Source organism: Actinomadura sp. NPDC047616, assembly GCF_040642915.1.
In the GTDB taxonomy this organism is placed as follows: Bacteria; Actinomycetota; Actinomycetes; order Streptosporangiales; family Streptosporangiaceae; genus Spirillospora; species Spirillospora miaoliensis.
In genome coordinates this window covers 646,656-664,129 of the sequence record NZ_JBEYTB010000002.1, presented here as the reverse complement: position 1 = coordinate 664,129, position 17,474 = coordinate 646,656, and the positions used below count along the sequence as shown (strand labels likewise).

Below are 17,474 nucleotides of genomic sequence, written 5' to 3'. Positions count from 1 at the left end.
CGGGCCCGCCATCGTTCTCCCCGCCCCGGCTACGCTCCAGGTGGCAAGACCACTGAACGGTGAGGAGACCCGTGGCCAACCCCCCGAACTCCCCTTGGCCTCCGGGCGGGCAACCGCCCGGCGCGTTCCCCCCGCCGCCCCATGGAGGCGGCGGCCCCCACCCGCCAGGCGCGCCCTGGCCGCCCGGCGGCGGCGCCCCGCCTCCGCCCGCCCCGCGGCGCGGCGGCGCCGCCCTGGTGATCGGCCTGGTGGCCGGGGGACTGGTGGGCGTGCTGGTCGTGGCCGTCGTGGTGTTCGTCGCGCTCCGCGGCGACGGCGGGCGGCAGGAGTTGCGCGTCGGGCAGATCGAGGGCGGCGCCGAGGCCAGGATCGGCGAGGACGGCAGCCTGACCATGGCCCGGCCGGGTGTGGAGCGTCCCGTCGTGGAGATCTACGAGGACTTCGCCTGCCCTCCGTGCGGCAAGTTCGACCGCAGCAACGACCCCATGCTCAAGCAGCTGGCGGTCGCGGGGCAGGCCAAGATCGTCTTCCGGCCGATGGTCGTCTTCTCGCAGGGCGTCGAGCCCATGTACGGCAACTCGCTGCGCGCCGCCTCCGCGCTGCGCTGCGTCAGCGACGGCTCGCGCTGGCTGTCGTACCAGGACGCCCTCTACAACCACCAGCCGGCCAAGGAGAGCAGCAGGGGCTACGAGATCTCCGAGCTGCTGTCGCACGGCGCGTCGGTGGGGCTGACCGACGACGCGTTCCGCCGCTGCGTGACCGGGCAGTCGCGTTCGGAGGACGTGCTGGCCGCCAGCCGCACCTACACCTCCTCCCACGGCATCCAGGGCACTCCGTCGGTGCGGGTGGACGGCCGTGTCCTCGACAACACCGACATCCAGACTCCCGACTCCCTGCGGCGCGCGATCGAGGCCGCGAGCTGATCGAACGGCTAGTCTCCTCACGGCGGAGGGAGGTCGAGCACATGGCGTGGAGCTGGCGGCTGGAGAAGGCCGACGGCCTCGAGGTGGGCCGCTCGGAGGAGACGTTCACCACGCAGGCGGACGCGGAGACGTGGCTGGGGGAGACCTGGCGCGGCCTGCGCGAGGAGGGCGTCGACCAGGTCACGCTCCTGGAAGGCGAGTCGGTCGTCTACGGCCCGATGAGCCTGCACGAACCCGACTAGCGGCACCGGGGCCGTGGCGCCGCCCCCGGGGGCGACGCCACGGCACGCGGTTCAGGGACGGGTCTGCGGGCTGACCGTCTTGGCCGGGTCCCGCTCGACCACCGGGCCGAGCACGTCGTCGATGCGCTTGAGCACGTCGGTGTCCAGCTTCACCCCGGCGGCCTTCACGTTGTCGCGGACCTGCTCGGGACGCGAGGCGCCCACGATCGCCGACGACACGTTCGGGTTCTGCAGCACCCAGGCCACCGCCAGCTGCGCCATGGTCAGGCCCAGGTCGGCGGCGACCGGCTTGAGCTCCTGCACGCGCGACAGCACGTCGTCGGTCATGAACCGCTTGACGAAGTTCGCGCCGCCCTTGTCGTCGGTGGCGCGCGAGCCCTGCGGCGGCGGCTGCCCCGGCAGGTACTTGCCGGTCAGCACGCCCTGCGCGATCGGCGACCAGACGATCTGCCCGACGCCCTCCTTCTCGCACAGGGGCACGATCTCACCCTCGATGACCCGCCACAGCATCGAGTACTGCGGCTGGTTGGACACGATGCGGTCGAACCCCATCTCGTCGGCGATCTTCAGCGCGCGGGCGATCTCGTCGGCCCGCCACTCCGAGACGCCGACGTACAGCACCTTGCCCTGCCGCACCAGGTCGTCGAACGCGCGCAGGGTCTCCTCCAGCGGCGTGGAGTGGTCGAACCGGTGCGCCTGGTACAGGTCCACGTAGTCGGTCTGCAGGCGGCGCAGCGACCCGTGGATCGACTCGAAGATGTGCTTGCGCGACAGCCCGCGGTCGTTCTGCCCGGGGCCGGTCGGCCAGTAGACCTTGGTGAAGATCTCCAGGCCCTCGCGGCGCCGCCCCTTCAGCGCCCGGCCGAGGACCTCCTCGGCGCGCGTGCCCGCGTACACGTCCGCGGTGTCGAAGGTGGTGATCCCCTCGTCGAGGGCGGCGTGCACGCACGCGCGCGCCGCGTCCTCCTCGACCTGGGAGCCGTGGGTGAGCCAGTTGCCGTAGCTGATTTCGCTGATCTTGAGACCGCTGCGGCCCAGGTGTCGGAACTCCATGTCTCCGACCCTAAACCCGATGATCACGCCCGGCGCCGGGCGGACGGAGGTCCCGGCGGACGCCGTGGTCCCGGTGAATGCCGTGGTCCCGGTGAACGCCGTCTCGTCCCGGTCAGACCTTGTCGCCGACCTTGACCTGGGGGGCGGGCATGCGCAGGCGGCGGATCTGCATGGCGCGCATCGCCGCGTACAGCCCCACGCCCCGGCGGTCCTCCTCGGGGAACCGCTCGGCGGCCAGCTTCTTGATCCGCATGCTGAGCCAGAGCCCCTCGATGAGCACCAGCGCCAGCAGCAGCGGCGGCGCGAACAGGACCAGCAGCCTGGCCCACACCACCGGCACCAGGCTGAGCATGACGATGGCCAGCATGCCGTACATCAGGTACGAGCCGACGGTGCGCCGCGAGTCGACGTAGTCGCGCGCGAGCCGCCGCACCGGCCCCTTGTCCCGCTTGAGCAGGTAACGCTCGTCGCCCTTGGCCATGCCCTCGCGCGCCTTGGCGCGCTCGGCGGCCTGCTTCTCGCGCATCCGCCGGTAGGCCTCCTTGCGGTTGGCCGGGGCGGTGAGCGGTTGGCGGCGCCGCTTCTCGGCGTCACGGCGCTTGGGAGTGGGACGCCCCTTGCCGCCGGGCTTGACTACTACCTGCGGAGGATCCTCGGGGGCTTCCTGGGTACGACGTCGGAACACGAGGATCAGCCTACCGGCTGCGAACATCGTGACTGCCTCGCGCGTTAACGCGTAGGGTGATAAGAACCCCAGCAGTGGTTATTGAGCCCAGTTTGTGACTGAGCACAGCACACGAAGGGACCGGCGCCGCGCGATGAGCGTGATGAAGCGAATGTCGATGATCTTCAAGTCCAAGGCGAACAAGGCTTTGGACCGTATGGAGGATCCTCGCGAGACCCTGGACTATTCCTACCAGCGCCAGCTGGAGATGCTGCAGAAGGTCCGTCGGGGTGTTGCCGACGTCGCGACCTCGCGCAAGCGGCTGGAGCTGCAGATCAACCAGCTGGAACAGCAGCACAACAAGCTCACCGAGCAGGGCCGCAAGGCGCTGCAGGTGGGCCGGGAGGACCTGGCCAGGGCCGCGCTGGAGCGGCGGGCCGGGCTGGACTCCCAGCTGAACGACCTGCGCGCGCAGTACGAGCAGCTGCAGGGCGAGGAGGAGAAGCTCACGCTCGCCTCGCAGCGGCTGCAGGCCAAGGTGGACGCCTTCCGCACCCGCAAGGAGACGATCAAGGCGACCTACACCGCGGCCGAGGCGCAGACCAAGATCAACGAGGCGTTCTCCGGCATCTCCGAGGAGATGGGCGACGTCGGCCTGGCCATCCAGCGCGCCGAGGAGAAGACCGAGACCATGAAGGCCCGCGCGGGGGCGATCGACGAGCTGCTGGCCTCCGGCGCGCTGGAGGACTTCTCCGGTCCCAAGGACGACATCCAGGCCGAGCTCGACCGCATGGGCGCCACCAGCGGCGTGGACCTGGAGCTGGAGCGGATGAAGGCCGAGCTGGGGCAGGGTTCGGCGCCCAAGCAGCTGAACCAGGGCACCACGCCCGCCGCGCAGCAGCAGGACGCCCCCCAGCAGGCCCAGCAGCAGACCCCCCAGCAGGCGCAGTACCCGCAGCAGCCCGGGGGTGGGCAGTGATCGTCCGCATCATGGGCGAGGGACAGCTCGACGTCGCCGACGACGACCTGCCCGCGCTCAACGACCTCGACAGCCGCCTGGAGGCGGCGATCGATTCGGGTGACGAGGAGACCTTCCGCGCCGCCCTGCACTCACTGCTGGACAACGTCCGCAAGGTCGGCACGGCGCTGCCCGCCGACAGCCTGGAGCCCTCGGAGCTGGTGCTGCCGCCGGTCGACGCGACCATCGACGAGGTGCGCGCCATGCTCGGCGACGAGGGCCTCATCCCCGGCTGACCCAGCGCCGGGCCCGCCCCTCCCGCGGTCCTCCACGGGCCGCCGGCCCGGGGAGGGACGGGCGTCACACCTGATCAGGGCACGAATGCGCCGCGTCGAACGTTTCCCACGATGGGGTTCCGGCGAGCCCGGGACACCCGTGACGACGGGAGCTGACGACGGGAGGGGGCCCGTATGGCGCGCACCCGCTACGCGACCGACCGGGGGTTGACGTCACGCATGGTCGTGACGATGTTCCTGCTCGGCCTGGTGTACGTCGCCTTCGTGACGGCGTTCTTCGCGATCGCGCCCAGCTGGGGACTGGTCGCGCTGGTGGTCGCGGTCGTGTTCCTGCTGGCCCAGTACTTCTTCTCCGACCGGCTGACGATGTTCGCCATGCACGGCCGGGTGGTCTCCCCGCAGGAGGCGCCGGAGCTGCACGGCGTCATCGACCGCATCTGCGCCATGTCCGACGCGCCCAAGCCGCGCGTCGCCGTCGCCGACACCGACGTGCCGAACGCCTTCGCCACCGGCCGCAACCAGAGGAAGGCCGTGGTGTGCGTGACCACCGGCCTGCTGCGCCGCCTGGACCCCGTGGAGCTGGAGGGCGTGCTGGCGCACGAGATGTCGCACATCGCGCACCGGGACGTGGCGGTCATGACCATCGCCTCGTTCCTGGGCGTGTGCGCCGGGCTGATCACCCGCTTCGGGCTGGAGTGGGGGCTGTGGGGCGGGTTCGGCCGCCGCGACGGCGACCAGAACACCGGCCTGGTCCTGCTGATGGTGGTGCTGGTCAGCGCCGTGGCGTACGCGATCAGCTTCCTGCTCACCCGGGCGCTGTCGCGCTACCGGGAGCTGTCGGCCGACCGGGCGGCGGCGCTGCTGACCGGCCGGCCGTCCGCGCTGGCCAGCGCGCTGACCAAGGTGTCGGGCGAGCTGGCCCGCATCCCCAGCCGCGACCTGCGGGCGGCCGAGCCGTTCAACGCGTTCTTCTTCGCCCCCGCCTTCGCCAAGGGGTTCAGCATCTCCTCGCTGTTCTCCACCCACCCGCCGCTGGAGCGGCGGCTGGCGCAGCTGCAGCGGATCTCCGACCAGCTCGGCAGGGGAGTGTGACGATGGGATTCCTGGACGCCCTGCTCGGCCGGTCCAAGCCGGTCAAGCCCGACCTGGACCGGCTGTTCGCGCTGCCGAACGCGGCGGTCACGCTGGAGGCGGCGGCCGGGTTCACCCCCACCGGGCTGGGCTCGGTGTGCTTCCGCGCCGCCGAGGGCGGGGCGTTCGCGCGGCTGCAGAGCGACCTGCGGGAGCTTCTCGACGCCGACGCGGGCCCCCGGGTGGAGGTGAGCACCGACACCTACGGCTACACCTGGATGCTGGCCCGGCACGCCCCCGACGAGCTGCCGGCGCTGGTCACCGACCTGCACGCGGTCAACTCCACGCTGGAGGCCAACGGCTTCGGGCCGCACCTGCTGTGCTCCCTGGCCGGGTTCCGGAGCCCGGACGGGCGGAGCCTGGCGCTGATCTACCTCTACAAGCGCGGCACGTTCTACCCGTTCGCCCCGCTGCCCGGCGAGAAGCGCGACAACGCCCTGGAGCTGCAGGTGCGCGGGGCCGTCGGCGCCGACCTGCCCGTCGAGGAGGACCTGGGCCGCTGGTTCCCGGTCTGGGGCGCCCCGGGCCTGTGACCCGCCCGGCTTATCATCGGGTCGCCTCCGGCTTGTGACCGCGACCCCCGGGGCGGAAGGGGCGACACCGTGCGCTGGGACCACATCCGCTACTGCGACGCCGCACAGAACGAGATGGAGTCGTTCGCCGCCCGTGTGCGGGACGCCGACCTCGACACCCCGGTGCCGACCTGTCCCGGCTGGTCGCTGGCCGACCTCGTCCGCCACCTGGGGCGCGTGCACCGCTGGGCCGGCGGCATGGTCGAACGCCGGGTCCGGCGGCGGGTGGGCGCCCGCGAGCTCGGCGTCGTGATCCCCGACGACCCCGCCGAGCTGCGGCCCTGGTTCGAGGAGGGCGCCGCCGCGCTGCTGCGCACACTGCGCGCCGCCGACCCCGACGAGGCGATGTGGGCGTGGGGCGCCGACCAGCACGTGCGCTTCTGGGGCAGGCGGATGCTGCACGAGACCGCCGTGCACCGCTGCGACGCCGACCTGGCCCTCGGCGCCGGGACGGGCGTCCCGGCGGACGTCGCCGACGACGGCATCACCGAGTTCGCCGCGAACCTGCGCAGCGCCGCCGCGTTCTCCCCCAAGATCGACAATTTGCGCGGCGACGGCACGGTGATCGCCTTCACCGCGTCCGACACCGGCACCCGCATGCTGCTGCGCCTGCTGCCCGACCGGTTCGCCTGGACCCGTACGGACCGCGGCGACGACGTCCGGGCCGACGCGGAGATCTCCGGCGCCGCCGGCGACCTGTACCTGTTCCTGTGGGGCCGGCGCCGCCTCGACGATCCCGGGATCAAGGCGCGCGGCGACGAGGCCCTGCTGACCCTCTGGACGGAGAACTCGGCGGTCTGAGAAGGGCGGGCGCGGGCCGGAGCGCAGCGACCGCCCGGCCCGCCCCCGCGAACGGCGTTACGGCAGCGCCAGCATCTGGTCGAGGGCGACGCGGGCGTAGTGCGCGGTCTCCGGGTCGACCTCGATGGGGTTGACGACCTCGTCCCGCGCCAGCGACTCCAGCGCCCACACCAGGTGCGGCAGGTCGATGCGGTTCATCGTCGAGCAGAAGCACACCGTGCGGTCCAGGAACATCACGTTCTTGTCCGGGTGCGCGTCGGCCAGCCGCCGCACCAGGTTCAGCTCCGTGCCGACCGCCCACGCCGACCCGGACGGGGCCGACTCGATGGTCTTGATGATGTACTCGGTGGACCCGATCAGGTCGGCGCCGAGGACGACCTCGTGCCGGCACTCGGGGTGCACGAGCACGTTCACGCCCGGAACCCGGGCCCGCACCTCGTCCACCGACTCCTTGCTGAACCGGCCGTGCACCGAGCAGTGGCCGCGCCACAGGAGCATCTTGGCGTCGCGCAGCTGCTTCTGGGTCAGCCCCCCGTCCGGGCGGTGCGGGTTGTAGACGACGCAGTCGTCCAGCGACAGCCCCATCTCCAGCACGGCGGTGTTGCGGCCCAGGTGCTGGTCGGGCAGGAACAGCACCTTCGACCCCTTGGAGAACGCCCATTCCAGCGCGCGCCTGGCGTTGGAGGAGGTGCAGACCGTGCCCCCGTGGCGGCCCACGAACGCCTTGATGTCGGCCGAGGAGTTCATGTAGGTCACCGGCACGACGTCGTCGGCCACGCCGGCGTCCTCCAGCACCTCCCAGCACTCCTCCACCTGGTCGAACGTGGCCATGTCCGCCATCGAACAGCCCGCGGCCAGGTCCGGCAGCACCACCCGCTGGTGGTCGGCGGTCAGGATGTCGGCGGACTCGGCCATGAAGTGCACGCCGCAGAACACCACGTACGGCGCCTGCGGACGGGCCGCCGCCTCCCGGGCCAGCTTGAACGAGTCGCCGGTGACGTCCGCGAACTGGATCACCTCGTCGCGCTGGTAGTGGTGGCCCAGGACGAACACCCGGTCGCCGAGCGCCGCCTTGGCGGCCCGGGCCCGCTCCACCAGGGCCGGATCGGAGGCGGGGGGCAGGTCGCCGGGGCAGTCGACACCGCGCTCGCTGTCCGGGTCCGCACCCCGGCCCAGCAGCAGCAGCGGAAGATCACGCACGGGGGTGGTCACGACGCTCTCCCTCCTGCGACGGGCTTATCGTCGCTTTGACGACTAATAATCGCACAGATATCGGGCAGGAGAACCGGGCGGGGCGGGGTGTGACGCAGACCGCAGCCGGAACCGCCGGCCGGACATGTGTCACACCGGCGTCAGGCGGAATGACTACGGGCCGAGGTACGTTGTCCTAGGAACATCGAGGCGCGGAAGACTGACGCGACCCGTCTCGAGGACATGCGAGACAGCGCCGCGGGCGCGGCGAAGCGACACCCGGGAGCCACACACATGACGGTTTCAGGCGAGACCACGCAGGAGACCACGCAGCAGGGCGTCATCCTCACCGACTCCGCCGCCGAGAAGGCCAAGAGCCTGCTCGAGCAGGAGGGCCGTGACGACCTGGCGCTGCGTGTCGCCGTGCAGCCGGGCGGCTGCTCGGGCCTGATCTACCAGCTGTTCTTCGACGAGCGGCAGATGGACGGCGACCTGGTCCAGGACTTCAACGGCCTGGCGGTGCGGGTCGACCGGATGAGCGCCCCGTACCTGACCGGCGCCACCATCGACTTCGTCGACACGATCGAGAAGCAGGGCTTCACGATCGACAACCCGAACGCGTCGGGCTCCTGCGCCTGCGGCGACTCCTTCAACTAGGAGCCGCCCTCCGGCCGCACGGAGCGCGGCCGCGGTTCGCGCACGCTCTCCCGAGGGCCCGGACGGCCACGTCGTCCGGGCCCTCGCGTCTTCGGCCGTGCGGCGTCCGCGTCCCGGGACTGTGGCGCGAGCCGATCTCGTGATGCCATGGGCAGTAGTCTTGACCGTCCCGCGATCCCCCATGGGGTTGACGACAGCCGGACACACAGCCGGACGACACCACGAGGAGAGCGACGCCGTGCGCATCGCCGTGACAGGCTCCATCGCGACCGACCATCTGATGACCTTCCCCGGGCGCTTCACCGACCAGCTGCTACCCGATCAGCTCGATCGGGTGTCGCTGTCGTTCCTGGTGGACGAGCTGGAGATCAGGCGGGGCGGCATCGCCGCCAACATCTGCTTCGGCATGGGCAGCCTGGGCAAGGAGTCGATCCTGGTGGGCTCGGTCGGCGACGACTTCGCCGACTACCGGTCCTGGCTCGACCGGCACGGTGTGGACACCGCCTCGGTGCACGTATCCGAGCTGCACCACACCGCCCGCTTCCTGTGCACCACCGACCAGGACCAGAACCAGATCGCCACCTTCTACGCCGGCGCGATGAGCGAGGCGCGCTCCATCGAGCTGCGGCCGGTCGCCGACCGGGTCGGCGGCCTGGACCTGGTGGTGATCAGCCCGAACGACCCCGAGGCGATGCTGCGGCACACCGACGAGTGCCGCGCCCGCGGCATCCCGTTCGCCGCCGACCCGTCCCAGCAGCTGGCCCGCATGGACGGCGCGGACGTGCGCAGGCTCATCGACGGCGCCGCGTACCTGTTCAGCAACGAGTACGAGAAGGCCCTGGCCGAGGAGAAGACCGGCTGGTCGGAGCAGGAGTTCCTGGACCGGGTCGCGATCCGGGTGACCACCCTCGGCCCCAAGGGCGCGGTCATCGACCGCAAGGGCGAGGAGGGCCTGCACGTGCCCGCCACCCCCGTCGCCAAGGTCGTCGACCCCACCGGCGTGGGCGACGCCTTCCGCGCCGGATTCCTCACGGCCACCGCCTGGGGCCTGCCGCTGGAACGCGCGGCCCAGGTCGGCAACGTCATCGCCGCCTACGTCCTCGAGGCCGCGGGCCCGCAGGAGTACTCCCTGTCGACCTCCGCCTTCCTGGACCGCCTCGCCCAGACCTACGGCGACCCCGCCGCCGACGACGTCCGCCCCCACCTCAGCTGCCCGAACCCGTAAGACGCCGCACCGACGAACAGCGGCCCTCCCTCACGGAAGGGCCGCTGTTTCACATCTACGGAAGGCGTCGCGAAAAAGAGCCCGCTCGCCGCCGCGCGAAGCGCGGTTCATCAGTACGAGCGGCGGATGTGGAAGGCCCAGCCGCGCTGGAGGGTCTCCTCGCGGACGAACTCCTGCGACTTCATGCGGCACCAGGCGGGCACATCGGTGCGGGCGGCCACGTCGTCGGCGAGCACCGCGATGATCTCGCCGACCGGGACCTCGCGGATCCGCTCGGCCAGCATGATGATCGGGATGGGGCACTTGCGGCCCAGCGCGTCGATGACCAGCGCGGGCGGGGGCCCGGCGGGGGCGGCCGGCGCGGCGGGGGGCTGCGGCGCGCGCTCGGCGGCGCGGCGGGAACGGCCCAGGAACCTCATGGGAGCGTCCGCCTCACTGTCGTGGTCGCGGGCGAAGGGGGCGAAGAGGGCGAAGGGGGCGGGTGCGGGGTCATGGGGCGTCACTCCACGCTTGCTCCGGCGGCCCGGCGCAGCCGGGCGACCGCGTCGGGCAGCACATGTAGGAACCGGTCGACGTCGGCCGCGCGCGCGTCACGGGGCAGCGACACCCGCACGTTGCCATGGGTGATCACTCCCATCGCCTCCAGGACATGGCTGGGACGCAGCGTATCGGCCGTGCACGAGCTTCCCGACGAGACCGCGAAACCCAGGCGGTCCAGTTCGGTCAGCAGCGCCTCGCCCGGCACGTACAGGCAGGAGAACGTCACCAGATGCGGCAGCCGCCGCTCCGGGTCGCCCACCACCTGTACGTCTTCGATCGTACGCGGCACCCGGTCCCGGATACGGCCGATCAGCGCGGAAAGACGGGGCGCCTCGGCGGTCATCTCGGCGCGCAGCGCCGCCAGCGCGGCCGCCGCCGCCACCGCGCCCGGCACGTTCTCGAACCCGGGCACGCGCCGCCGCTCGCGCTCGTCCTCCGGCAGCGGCGAACGCCACCGCGTGCCCTTGCGGACGACCAGCACGCCCACGCCGGGCGGCCCGCCCCACTTGTGCGCGCCGGCGGCCAGCAGCGACCAGCCCTCCGGCACGTCGACGCGGCCGAGCGACTGCGCCGCGTCCACGAACAGCGGCACCCCGGCGGCGCGGCACGCCTCGGCCGCCTCGGCGACCGGCTGCACCGTGCCGACCTCGTGGTTGGCCGACTGCAGGCAGGCCAGCGCGGTGTCCGGGCGCAGCGCCGCGGCGAACTCGTCCGGGTCGACGCGGCCGTGCCGGTCCACGCCCACGACGGTGACCTCGCCGCCGTCGCGTTCGTGCGACTCGGCCGCGTGCAGGACGCTGGAGTGCTCCACCGCGCTCACCACCAGGTGGCGGCCGGTGCGGCGGCGCGCCCGCAGCGTGCCGAGAACCGCCAGGTGCACCGCCTGCGTGCCGGACGCGGTGAACGACACCTCGTCCGGGCGCACGCCGAGCACGGACGCGACCTGCGCGCGCGCCCGGTCGAGCAGCATCCGCGAGGAGCGCGCCGCGCCGTACAGGCGCGCCGGATCCGCCCAGCCCGAGTCGAGCGCGCCCAGCAGCGCCTCGCGCGCCGCCGGGTGCAGCGGCTCGCTGGACGCGGCGTCGAAATAGACCCTGTCGCGCGGGGCCGTTTCGAAGGTGCCCACGTCGGTGCCCACGTCGGATTCGGCCACTCCAGGAGCGTAACCGGGCACCCGATCGGGGGTTGGTGCGACCCTCGCGCTAATCTGTCCATCGCACGTGTGACAACTGACCTGACCGCCCGGAGGACCGGGCTTCATCTGTGGGGAAGGCAATCCGTGAGTCCGACCCGCTCTAGGGAGCGGCGTACGCCTGTGCGCGGTCGCCGCGCGTTGAAAAGCGCAGGGGCCCTGGGCCTGCTGGCGTTGACCGCCTCGGCATGCAGTGGCGAGGCCAAGCGCCTGGGCATGCCCGAACCGATCAGCGAGCAGGCCGAGCGCATGCTCACGCTGTGGCAGGGCTCCTGGATCGCGGCGTTCGCCGTCGGCGGCGTCGTCTGGGGCCTGATCATCTGGGCGGTGCTGTTCCACCGCAAGCGCTCCGACGACCTGCCGCCGCAGGTGCGCTACAACCTGCCGATCGAGATCCTCTACACGGCGGTCCCGTTCGTCATCATCGGCGTGCTGTTCTACTTCACCGCCCGCGACCAGGACTACGTCGAGAAGATCGACAACAAGACCCCGCCGGCGGTCACGGTCGACGTCATCGGCTTCCAGTGGAGCTGGCAGTTCGACTACAAGGAGAAGGACGCCTCCGGCCGCGAGCGGACCGTCGCCTCCGTGGTCGGCGTGCCGGTCGCCCCCGACGCCCCGTCCGGGGCCAAGCCGGTGCTGACCGTCCCGTCGGGTGAGCGTGTGCGCATCCGGCTGCACTCCAACGACGTGATCCACTCGTTCTGGGTCCCGGCGCTCCTCTACAAGAAGGACGTCATGCCGGGCTACACCAACGAGTTCGAGTTCACCGCCACCAAGACCGGCACCTACGAGGGCCGGTGCGCCGAGCTGTGCGGCGTCGACCACAGCCGCATGCTGTTCCAGATGCGGGTCGTCACGCCCCAGCAGTACGACCAGTTCATCGCCCAGGCCAAGGCCAAGGCGGCGCAGGGAGCCAAGCAGTGACCACCGTCAGCGACGCACCGCGCGCGCAGATCGCCGCGGCGCGCACGAGCAAGGGACGCATCATCGCGTCCTGGCTGTCCAGCACCGACCACAAGGTGATCGGCTACCTGTACCTGATCACCTCGTTCGCCATGTTCCTCATCGGCGGCGTGATGGCCCTGGTGATGCGGGCCGAGCTGTTCAAGCCGGGTCTGCAGGTGGTCAGCAACGAGCAGTTCAACCAGCTGTTCACCATGCATGGCACGGTCATGCTGCTGATGTTCGCCACCCCGCTGTTCGCCGGGTTCGCCAACGTCATCATGCCGCTGCAGATCGGCTCGCCGGACGTGGCGTTCCCGCGCATGAACATGCTGGCGTACTGGCTGTTCCTGTTCGGCAGCCTCATCGTGCTGGCCGGGTTCCTCACCCCGGGCGGCGCGGCCAGCTTCGGGTGGTTCGCCTACGCGCCGCTGTCGGACGCGGTGCGCTCGCCGGGCATCGGCGGTGACATGTGGGTGATGGGCCTGGCCATGTCGGGCTTCGGCACCATCATGGGCGCGGTCAACTTCATCACCACGATCCTGTGCATGCGCGCCCCGGGCATGACGATGTTCCGCATGCCGATCTTCACCTGGAACGTGCTGCTCACCTCGATCCTGGTGCTGCTGGCGTTCCCGGTCCTGGCCGCGGCGCTGCTGGCGCTGGAGGCCGACCGCAAGTTCGGCGCGCACATCTTCGACGCCTCGCACGGCGGGGCGCTGCTGTGGCAGCACCTGTTCTGGTTCTTCGGGCACCCGGAGGTCTACATCATCGCGTTGCCGTTCTTCGGCATCGTGACCGAGATCCTGCCGGTGTTCAGCCGCAAGCCCGTCTTCGGCTACATCGGCCTGGTGTTCGCGACCATCGGCATCGCCGGCCTGTCGGTGACGGTGTGGGCGCACCACATGTACGTCACCGGCCAGGTGCTGCTGCCGTTCTTCTCGTTCATGACGTTCCTGATCGCGGTGCCCACCGGGGTGAAGTTCTTCAACTGGGTCGGCACCATCTGGCGGGGGCAGCTCACGTTCGAGTCGCCGATGCTGTGGTCGCTGGGCTTCCTGGTGACGTTCCTGTTCGGCGGGCTGACCGGCGTCATCCTGGCCTCGCCGCCGATGGACTTCCAGCTCAGCGACTCCTACTTCGTGGTGGCGCACTTCCACTACGTGGTGTTCGGCACCGTGGTGTTCGCGATGTTCGCCGGGTTCTACTTCTGGTGGCCGAAGTGGACCGGCAAGATGCTGAACGACCGGCTCGGCAAGGTGCACTTCTGGCTGCTGTTCTTCGGCTTCCACGGCACGTTCCTGGTGCAGCACTGGCTGGGCGCCGAGGGCATGCCGCGCCGGTACTCCGACTACGCCGAGGAGTTCACCGGCCTGAACATGGTGTCCAGTGCCTTCTCGCTGCTGCTCGGCCTGTCGATGCTGCCGTTCTTCTACAACGTGTACATCACCTGGAAGAAGGGCAAGCGGGTCGATGTGGACGACCCGTGGGGCTACGGCAACTCGCTGGAGTGGGCGACGTCGTGCCCGCCGCCGCGGCACAACTTCAACTCGATTCCCCGGATCCGTTCCGAGCGGCCCGCGTTCGACCTGCACCACCCGCACGTCGGCGCCAAGGGCGAGCTCACCGGGACGAAGGGATAACCGGCGATGCGCGTACAGGCGTTCATGTTCTACGGATGCGCGGTCTTCTTCCTCGCCTCCGACGTCGTCTACTGGCTGTGGTCCAAGGACTGGACCGGCACCACGGCGCTGGCCCTGTCCATCGGCCTGGCGGGCCTGATCGGGTTCTACATCCACTTCACGGTCCGGCGGCTGGAGAAGGCCAACGGCGGTCCGCTGTACGAGGACGACCCGGAGGGCGAGATCGCCGACGCCGCGGGCGAGCTGGGCTTCTTCAGCCCGCACAGCTGGTGGCCGCTGTTCCTGGCGCTGTCGGCCGCGGCGGTCGCGCTGGGCTTCGTGTTCGGCTGGTGGCTGGTGATCCTCGGGGTGGCCGCGACGCTGCTCAGCACGATCGGCCTGGTGTTCGAGTACTACCGGGGCCACTTCTCGCACTGATCCCCGCCGCACCCGCCGGGGGACGGGCGTCAACTCCCGTTCCGTCCCCCGCAAGGGCGGCGTGCTGATCGCCCCAGCGGTCGGCAAAGAAAGCCGTCGAGGGCCGGGACCCGTCTACCGGATGGGTCCCGGCCCTCCGCATAATGATCGTCGTGCACGTTTCGTGAGGAATGTTTGCCGACGGTGACATGCGATCGGGGGGTCACGGTGCGCGTCGGGATCTGGGGCACGAGGGGCGGCGGACGGCCCGCCGCGACCGTCCGGCGGCGGTGCGGCCCGGCGGGCCCGCGCCGGCGGCGGGCGGCGCTGCTGCTCGGCGCGGCGCTCGCGGTCACGGGCGGCGCGGCCGCCTGCGACGACAGCGGCGGACGCAGACCGGACCCGCGCGACGCGGTGCGCCTGGAGGTGACCCCCAGGGACGGCACCGCGCTGGCGCGGCCCGACAGGGCGATCGACGTGCGGGCCCGCAACGGCACCATCGAGAACGTCACGGTGACGACGAAGGGCGCCCGCGTCGAGGGCGGGCTGAACCTCCAGCGCGACCGCTGGCGGTCCCGCTGGACGCTCGACCCGGACACCGACTACACCGTCGTCGCGACCGCACTCGGCCGTGACGGCAGGACGCGCACGGTCACCAGCGTCTTCGGCACCGCCAGGCCCGAGCGGACCCTGGAGGCGGCCCTCGCCGGACCCGACGACAGGGAGACCGTGGGCGTCGGCATGCCCATCGTGCTGCGCTTCGGGCAGGAGGTGACCGACCGCGCCGCGGTGGAACGCGCGCTGGAGCTGAGCTCGTCCAAACCGGTGGAGGGCGCCTGGCACTGGTTCGACGACCAGAGCCTGGTGTTCCGCACCAGGAACTACTGGCCCACCCAGACCGACGTGAGGTTCCGTGCGCACCTGAGCGGCGTGCGCGCCGGCACCGGGCTGTACGGCACCAGGAACTTCGACGTGCGCTTCCGCGTCGGCGACCAGCACATCATCAGGGCCGACGAGGACAGCCACCAGATGTGGGTGACGCACAACGGCCGTCTCGTGCGCACCATCCCCATCAGCATGGGGCGCGGCGGCATCGAGAAGTACACCACCACCAACGGCGTGCATCTGACCATGGAGAAGGGCAACCCGGTCATCATGGACTCGGCCACGGTGGGCTGCGGACCCGGATGCCCCGACTACTACCGCCAGATCGTCTACTACGCCGTCCGCATCTCCAACAGCGGCGAGTACGTGCACAGCGCCCCCTGGTCCGTGGGCTCGCAGGGGTCGGAGAACGTCAGCCACGGGTGCGTCAACGCCAGCCCCGAGAACGCGCGCTGGTTCTACGACTTCGTCTACCGGGGCGACCCGCTGACGGTGACGGGCAGCTCACGCGAGCTGGAGCCCAACAACGGCTGGGGGTACTGGCAGATGAAGTGGGACGACTGGGTGAAGGGCAGCGCGTTGAACCGGTCGCTGCTGGTGGGGCCGAACGGCAGCACCTCCGCGCGGAGCGCCGTGCAGGCGCCCAGCCAGGCCGGTCCGCGCTCGTCCCAGGGCACGCACAACGGCCACGGGGGAGCTAGCGGCGATTGAGCGGGGGCGGCTCGGGCACGCCGTGCATGCGCGCCCAGTCGCGGGCCATGGCGATGCGCTGCGGGCCGGCGGGGTGCGTCCGCCACAGCACGTACTCCACCGGGTCCGGACGCAGGTCGGAGATGTTGCGCACCGACAGTTCGTGCTGCATCGACACGAACGTGACCGGGGCGCGGGTCAGGTCGAGGGAGTGCGCGTCGGCGCGGGCCTCGATGTGCCTGCTGATGAGGTTCTGCACGGGGGCGCCCACCTGGGTGGCCACCGTCACCAGGGCCAGCACGAGCGCGGCCGAACGGGCGTCCCCCACGCCGCCGCCGTCGACGCCCGCGCGTCTTTGCAGCCGGGGCGAGGTCAGCAGCACGTAGAGCAGGCAGATCCCCCCGGAGACGGCCAGCGCGCCGATGAGCGTGCCGTGGAGCACGTCGTCGTTCTTGGCGTGCCCCAGCTCGTGCGCCACGATCGACTCGACCCGCTCGGGCGGGGTGTTCTTCAGCAGGGTGTCGTAGACGACGATGCGCCGCGTGGACCCGAACCCGGAGACGTAGGCGTTGAGGGCGGTGGTGCGCCGTGACGCGTCGGCGACCAGCACGTCCGTCACCGGGACTCCGTCGCGCTCGGCCATCGCCAGCAGTTCGCTTCGCAGGGGGCCGGCGGGCAGCGAGTGGAACCGGTTGAACAGCGGCTCGACCGCCACCGGGTAGGCGAACGACGCGGCGACGACCAGGAGGAACCCGCCCGCCGCGGCCCCGGCCCACCACCAGCGGGGGAAGCGCCGCACCAGCACGTACAGCAGCGCCAGCGCCACCGTCCAGATCACCCAGGTGATGCCCAAGGACTTGAGCTGGTCGGTCAGCCACGACGCCCACGACTGGGTGGACAGCCCGTAGCGGCGCAGCACCGACTCGCTCCACGCGTCGAACGGCAGCCCCGCCACCCGCACGACCGCGGTGAGCAGCAGCGCCGCCACGGCCACGCGCAGCGGCCACCACCGCACCCGGGCCGTCGCCCAGCCCACGAACCGCGCCCCCAGTGGCGTCAGCCCCAGGACGAGCACGAGGGCCAGGCCGATGAGCAGCCCCGCGTACGCGGGCGGGGCCAGGGCCGCGTCGAACGCCCGCGACCGTTCGATCTGGGCGGGGGTGAAGTCGAGGGCCGGGTCGGGGGCGACGTGCCCGCCGGGGACGCGTCCGGGCAGCGGGTTCCACGGCGTGGTGACCGCCAGCACGACGCCCACGGCCGCGAACAGCACCACCGACGCGACCGCCGCCGCCACCCGCGGCCTGGCACGCCCCCGGGGGGCCTGCTCCGGCCGGGCCGGCCGGGGCGGTGGGTCGCTCGCCCGGGCGGCGCTCACCGGAGCGTCCGCCGTGTTCTCGCCGCGCTCGCCGCTCACTGCCTCGCCTCCGCACACGCCGTCCCGCCGTCCGGCTCGTCTCGTCGCCGGCCCGG

At 71.5% G+C, this 17,474-nt stretch carries 19 protein-coding genes; 13 read left to right on the top strand and 6 right to left on the bottom strand.

What is annotated here, in order from left to right:
* Positions 1–71 precede the first annotated feature (71 nt).
* Both ABZ801_RS07290 and ABZ801_RS07285 read left to right on the top strand, forming a co-directional pair.
* The gene (locus ABZ801_RS07290) at positions 72–923 is read left to right on the top strand and encodes a thioredoxin domain-containing protein (RefSeq protein ID WP_360693991.1); all 852 of its coding nucleotides are present in this window, start codon (positions 72–74) and stop codon (positions 921–923) included.
* A gap of 41 nt (positions 924–964) precedes the next feature.
* A complete protein-coding gene (locus tag ABZ801_RS07285) occupies positions 965–1,165 on the top strand; it encodes a hypothetical protein (RefSeq protein WP_344955228.1) in 201 nt (66 codons plus the stop codon).
* 51 nt (positions 1,166–1,216) lie between these two features.
* On the opposite strand, the gene ABZ801_RS07280 is transcribed toward ABZ801_RS07285, so the two are convergent.
* Both ABZ801_RS07280 and ABZ801_RS07275 read right to left on the bottom strand, forming a co-directional pair.
* Positions 1,217–2,218, bottom strand: coding sequence for an aldo/keto reductase family protein (locus tag ABZ801_RS07280; RefSeq protein ID WP_360693988.1), 1,002 nt, complete (start codon positions 2,216–2,218; stop codon positions 1,217–1,219).
* A 112-nt stretch (positions 2,219–2,330) separates the two neighbouring features.
* Positions 2,331–2,903 (bottom strand): DUF3043 domain-containing protein, encoded by a 573-nt coding sequence (locus ABZ801_RS07275; protein WP_344955232.1) that lies wholly within the window; start codon positions 2,901–2,903, stop codon positions 2,331–2,333.
* A gap of 133 nt (positions 2,904–3,036) precedes the next feature.
* On the opposite strand from ABZ801_RS07275, the gene ABZ801_RS07270 reads away from it, so the two are divergent.
* From ABZ801_RS07270 to ABZ801_RS07250, 5 genes are all read left to right on the top strand, one after another.
* Positions 3,037–3,861, top strand: a complete 825-nt coding sequence (locus ABZ801_RS07270) for a PspA/IM30 family protein (protein ID WP_344955234.1) — start codon at positions 3,037–3,039, stop codon at positions 3,859–3,861.
* Positions 3,858–4,136, top strand: a complete 279-nt coding sequence (locus ABZ801_RS07265; RefSeq protein ID WP_360693984.1) for a hypothetical protein — start codon at positions 3,858–3,860, stop codon at positions 4,134–4,136. Before ABZ801_RS07270 ends, ABZ801_RS07265 begins: the two co-directional genes overlap by 4 nt.
* 174 nt (positions 4,137–4,310) lie before the next feature.
* Positions 4,311–5,228, top strand: coding sequence for a zinc metalloprotease HtpX (gene htpX, locus ABZ801_RS07260; RefSeq protein ID WP_360693981.1), 918 nt, complete (start codon positions 4,311–4,313; stop codon positions 5,226–5,228).
* A gap of 2 nt (positions 5,229–5,230) precedes the next feature.
* On the top strand, positions 5,231–5,800 hold the full coding sequence (locus ABZ801_RS07255; RefSeq protein WP_360693978.1) for a hypothetical protein: 570 nt from the start codon (positions 5,231–5,233) through the stop codon (positions 5,798–5,800).
* 69 nt (positions 5,801–5,869) lie between these two features.
* Complete coding sequence (locus ABZ801_RS07250) at positions 5,870–6,640, top strand: maleylpyruvate isomerase family mycothiol-dependent enzyme (protein ID WP_360693975.1); 771 nt, start codon at positions 5,870–5,872, stop codon at positions 6,638–6,640.
* A gap of 57 nt (positions 6,641–6,697) precedes the next feature.
* Here the strand turns inward: ABZ801_RS07250 and nadA are convergent, their stop codons facing one another.
* Positions 6,698–7,852, bottom strand: coding sequence for a quinolinate synthase NadA (gene nadA, locus ABZ801_RS07245; RefSeq protein WP_360693972.1), 1,155 nt, complete (start codon positions 7,850–7,852; stop codon positions 6,698–6,700).
* Positions 7,853–8,125: 273 nt separating this feature from the next.
* Here nadA and ABZ801_RS07240 point away from each other — a divergent pair, with 273 nt between their 5' ends.
* Positions 8,126–8,488 carry an iron-sulfur cluster assembly accessory protein gene (locus ABZ801_RS07240; RefSeq protein WP_344955246.1) on the top strand — a complete coding sequence of 121 codons (363 nt, stop codon included), beginning with the start codon at positions 8,126–8,128 and terminating at the stop codon, positions 8,486–8,488.
* 238 nt (positions 8,489–8,726) lie between these two features.
* Positions 8,727–9,713 (top strand): carbohydrate kinase family protein, encoded by a 987-nt coding sequence (locus tag ABZ801_RS07235; RefSeq protein ID WP_360693969.1) that lies wholly within the window; start codon positions 8,727–8,729, stop codon positions 9,711–9,713.
* Positions 9,714–9,823: 110 nt separating this feature from the next.
* On the opposite strand, the gene ABZ801_RS07230 is transcribed toward ABZ801_RS07235, so the two are convergent.
* Both ABZ801_RS07230 and ABZ801_RS07225 read right to left on the bottom strand, forming a co-directional pair.
* Complete coding sequence (locus tag ABZ801_RS07230; RefSeq protein WP_360693966.1) at positions 9,824–10,216, bottom strand: sulfurtransferase TusA family protein; 393 nt, start codon at positions 10,214–10,216, stop codon at positions 9,824–9,826.
* The gene (locus tag ABZ801_RS07225) at positions 10,213–11,379 is read right to left on the bottom strand and encodes a cysteine desulfurase family protein (RefSeq protein WP_360694170.1); all 1,167 of its coding nucleotides are present in this window, start codon (positions 11,377–11,379) and stop codon (positions 10,213–10,215) included. The genes ABZ801_RS07230 and ABZ801_RS07225 overlap by 4 nt, the downstream gene beginning before the upstream one ends.
* 207 nt (positions 11,380–11,586) lie before the next feature.
* Here ABZ801_RS07225 and coxB point away from each other — a divergent pair, with 207 nt between their 5' ends.
* From coxB to ABZ801_RS07205, 4 genes are all read left to right on the top strand, one after another.
* The gene (gene coxB / locus ABZ801_RS07220) at positions 11,587–12,372 is read left to right on the top strand and encodes a cytochrome c oxidase subunit II (protein ID WP_344955251.1); all 786 of its coding nucleotides are present in this window, start codon (positions 11,587–11,589) and stop codon (positions 12,370–12,372) included.
* Positions 12,369–14,033: a cytochrome c oxidase subunit I gene (ctaD, locus tag ABZ801_RS07215; protein ID WP_360693962.1), complete on the top strand. Its 1,665-nt coding sequence runs from the start codon at positions 12,369–12,371 to the stop codon at positions 14,031–14,033. The genes coxB and ctaD overlap by 4 nt, the downstream gene beginning before the upstream one ends.
* A gap of 6 nt (positions 14,034–14,039) precedes the next feature.
* Positions 14,040–14,450, top strand: coding sequence for a cytochrome c oxidase subunit 4 (locus ABZ801_RS07210; RefSeq protein WP_344955255.1), 411 nt, complete (start codon positions 14,040–14,042; stop codon positions 14,448–14,450).
* Between the two features lie 207 nt (positions 14,451–14,657).
* Positions 14,658–16,025 carry an Ig-like domain-containing protein gene (locus ABZ801_RS07205; RefSeq protein ID WP_360693959.1) on the top strand — a complete coding sequence of 456 codons (1,368 nt, stop codon included), beginning with the start codon at positions 14,658–14,660 and terminating at the stop codon, positions 16,023–16,025.
* On the opposite strand, the gene ABZ801_RS07200 is transcribed toward ABZ801_RS07205, so the two are convergent.
* Complete coding sequence (locus ABZ801_RS07200; RefSeq protein ID WP_360693956.1) at positions 16,012–17,418, bottom strand: M48 family metallopeptidase; 1,407 nt, start codon at positions 17,416–17,418, stop codon at positions 16,012–16,014. The two genes, ABZ801_RS07205 and ABZ801_RS07200, sit on opposite strands and share 14 nt — an antisense overlap.
* Positions 17,419–17,474: the final 56 nt, after the last annotated feature.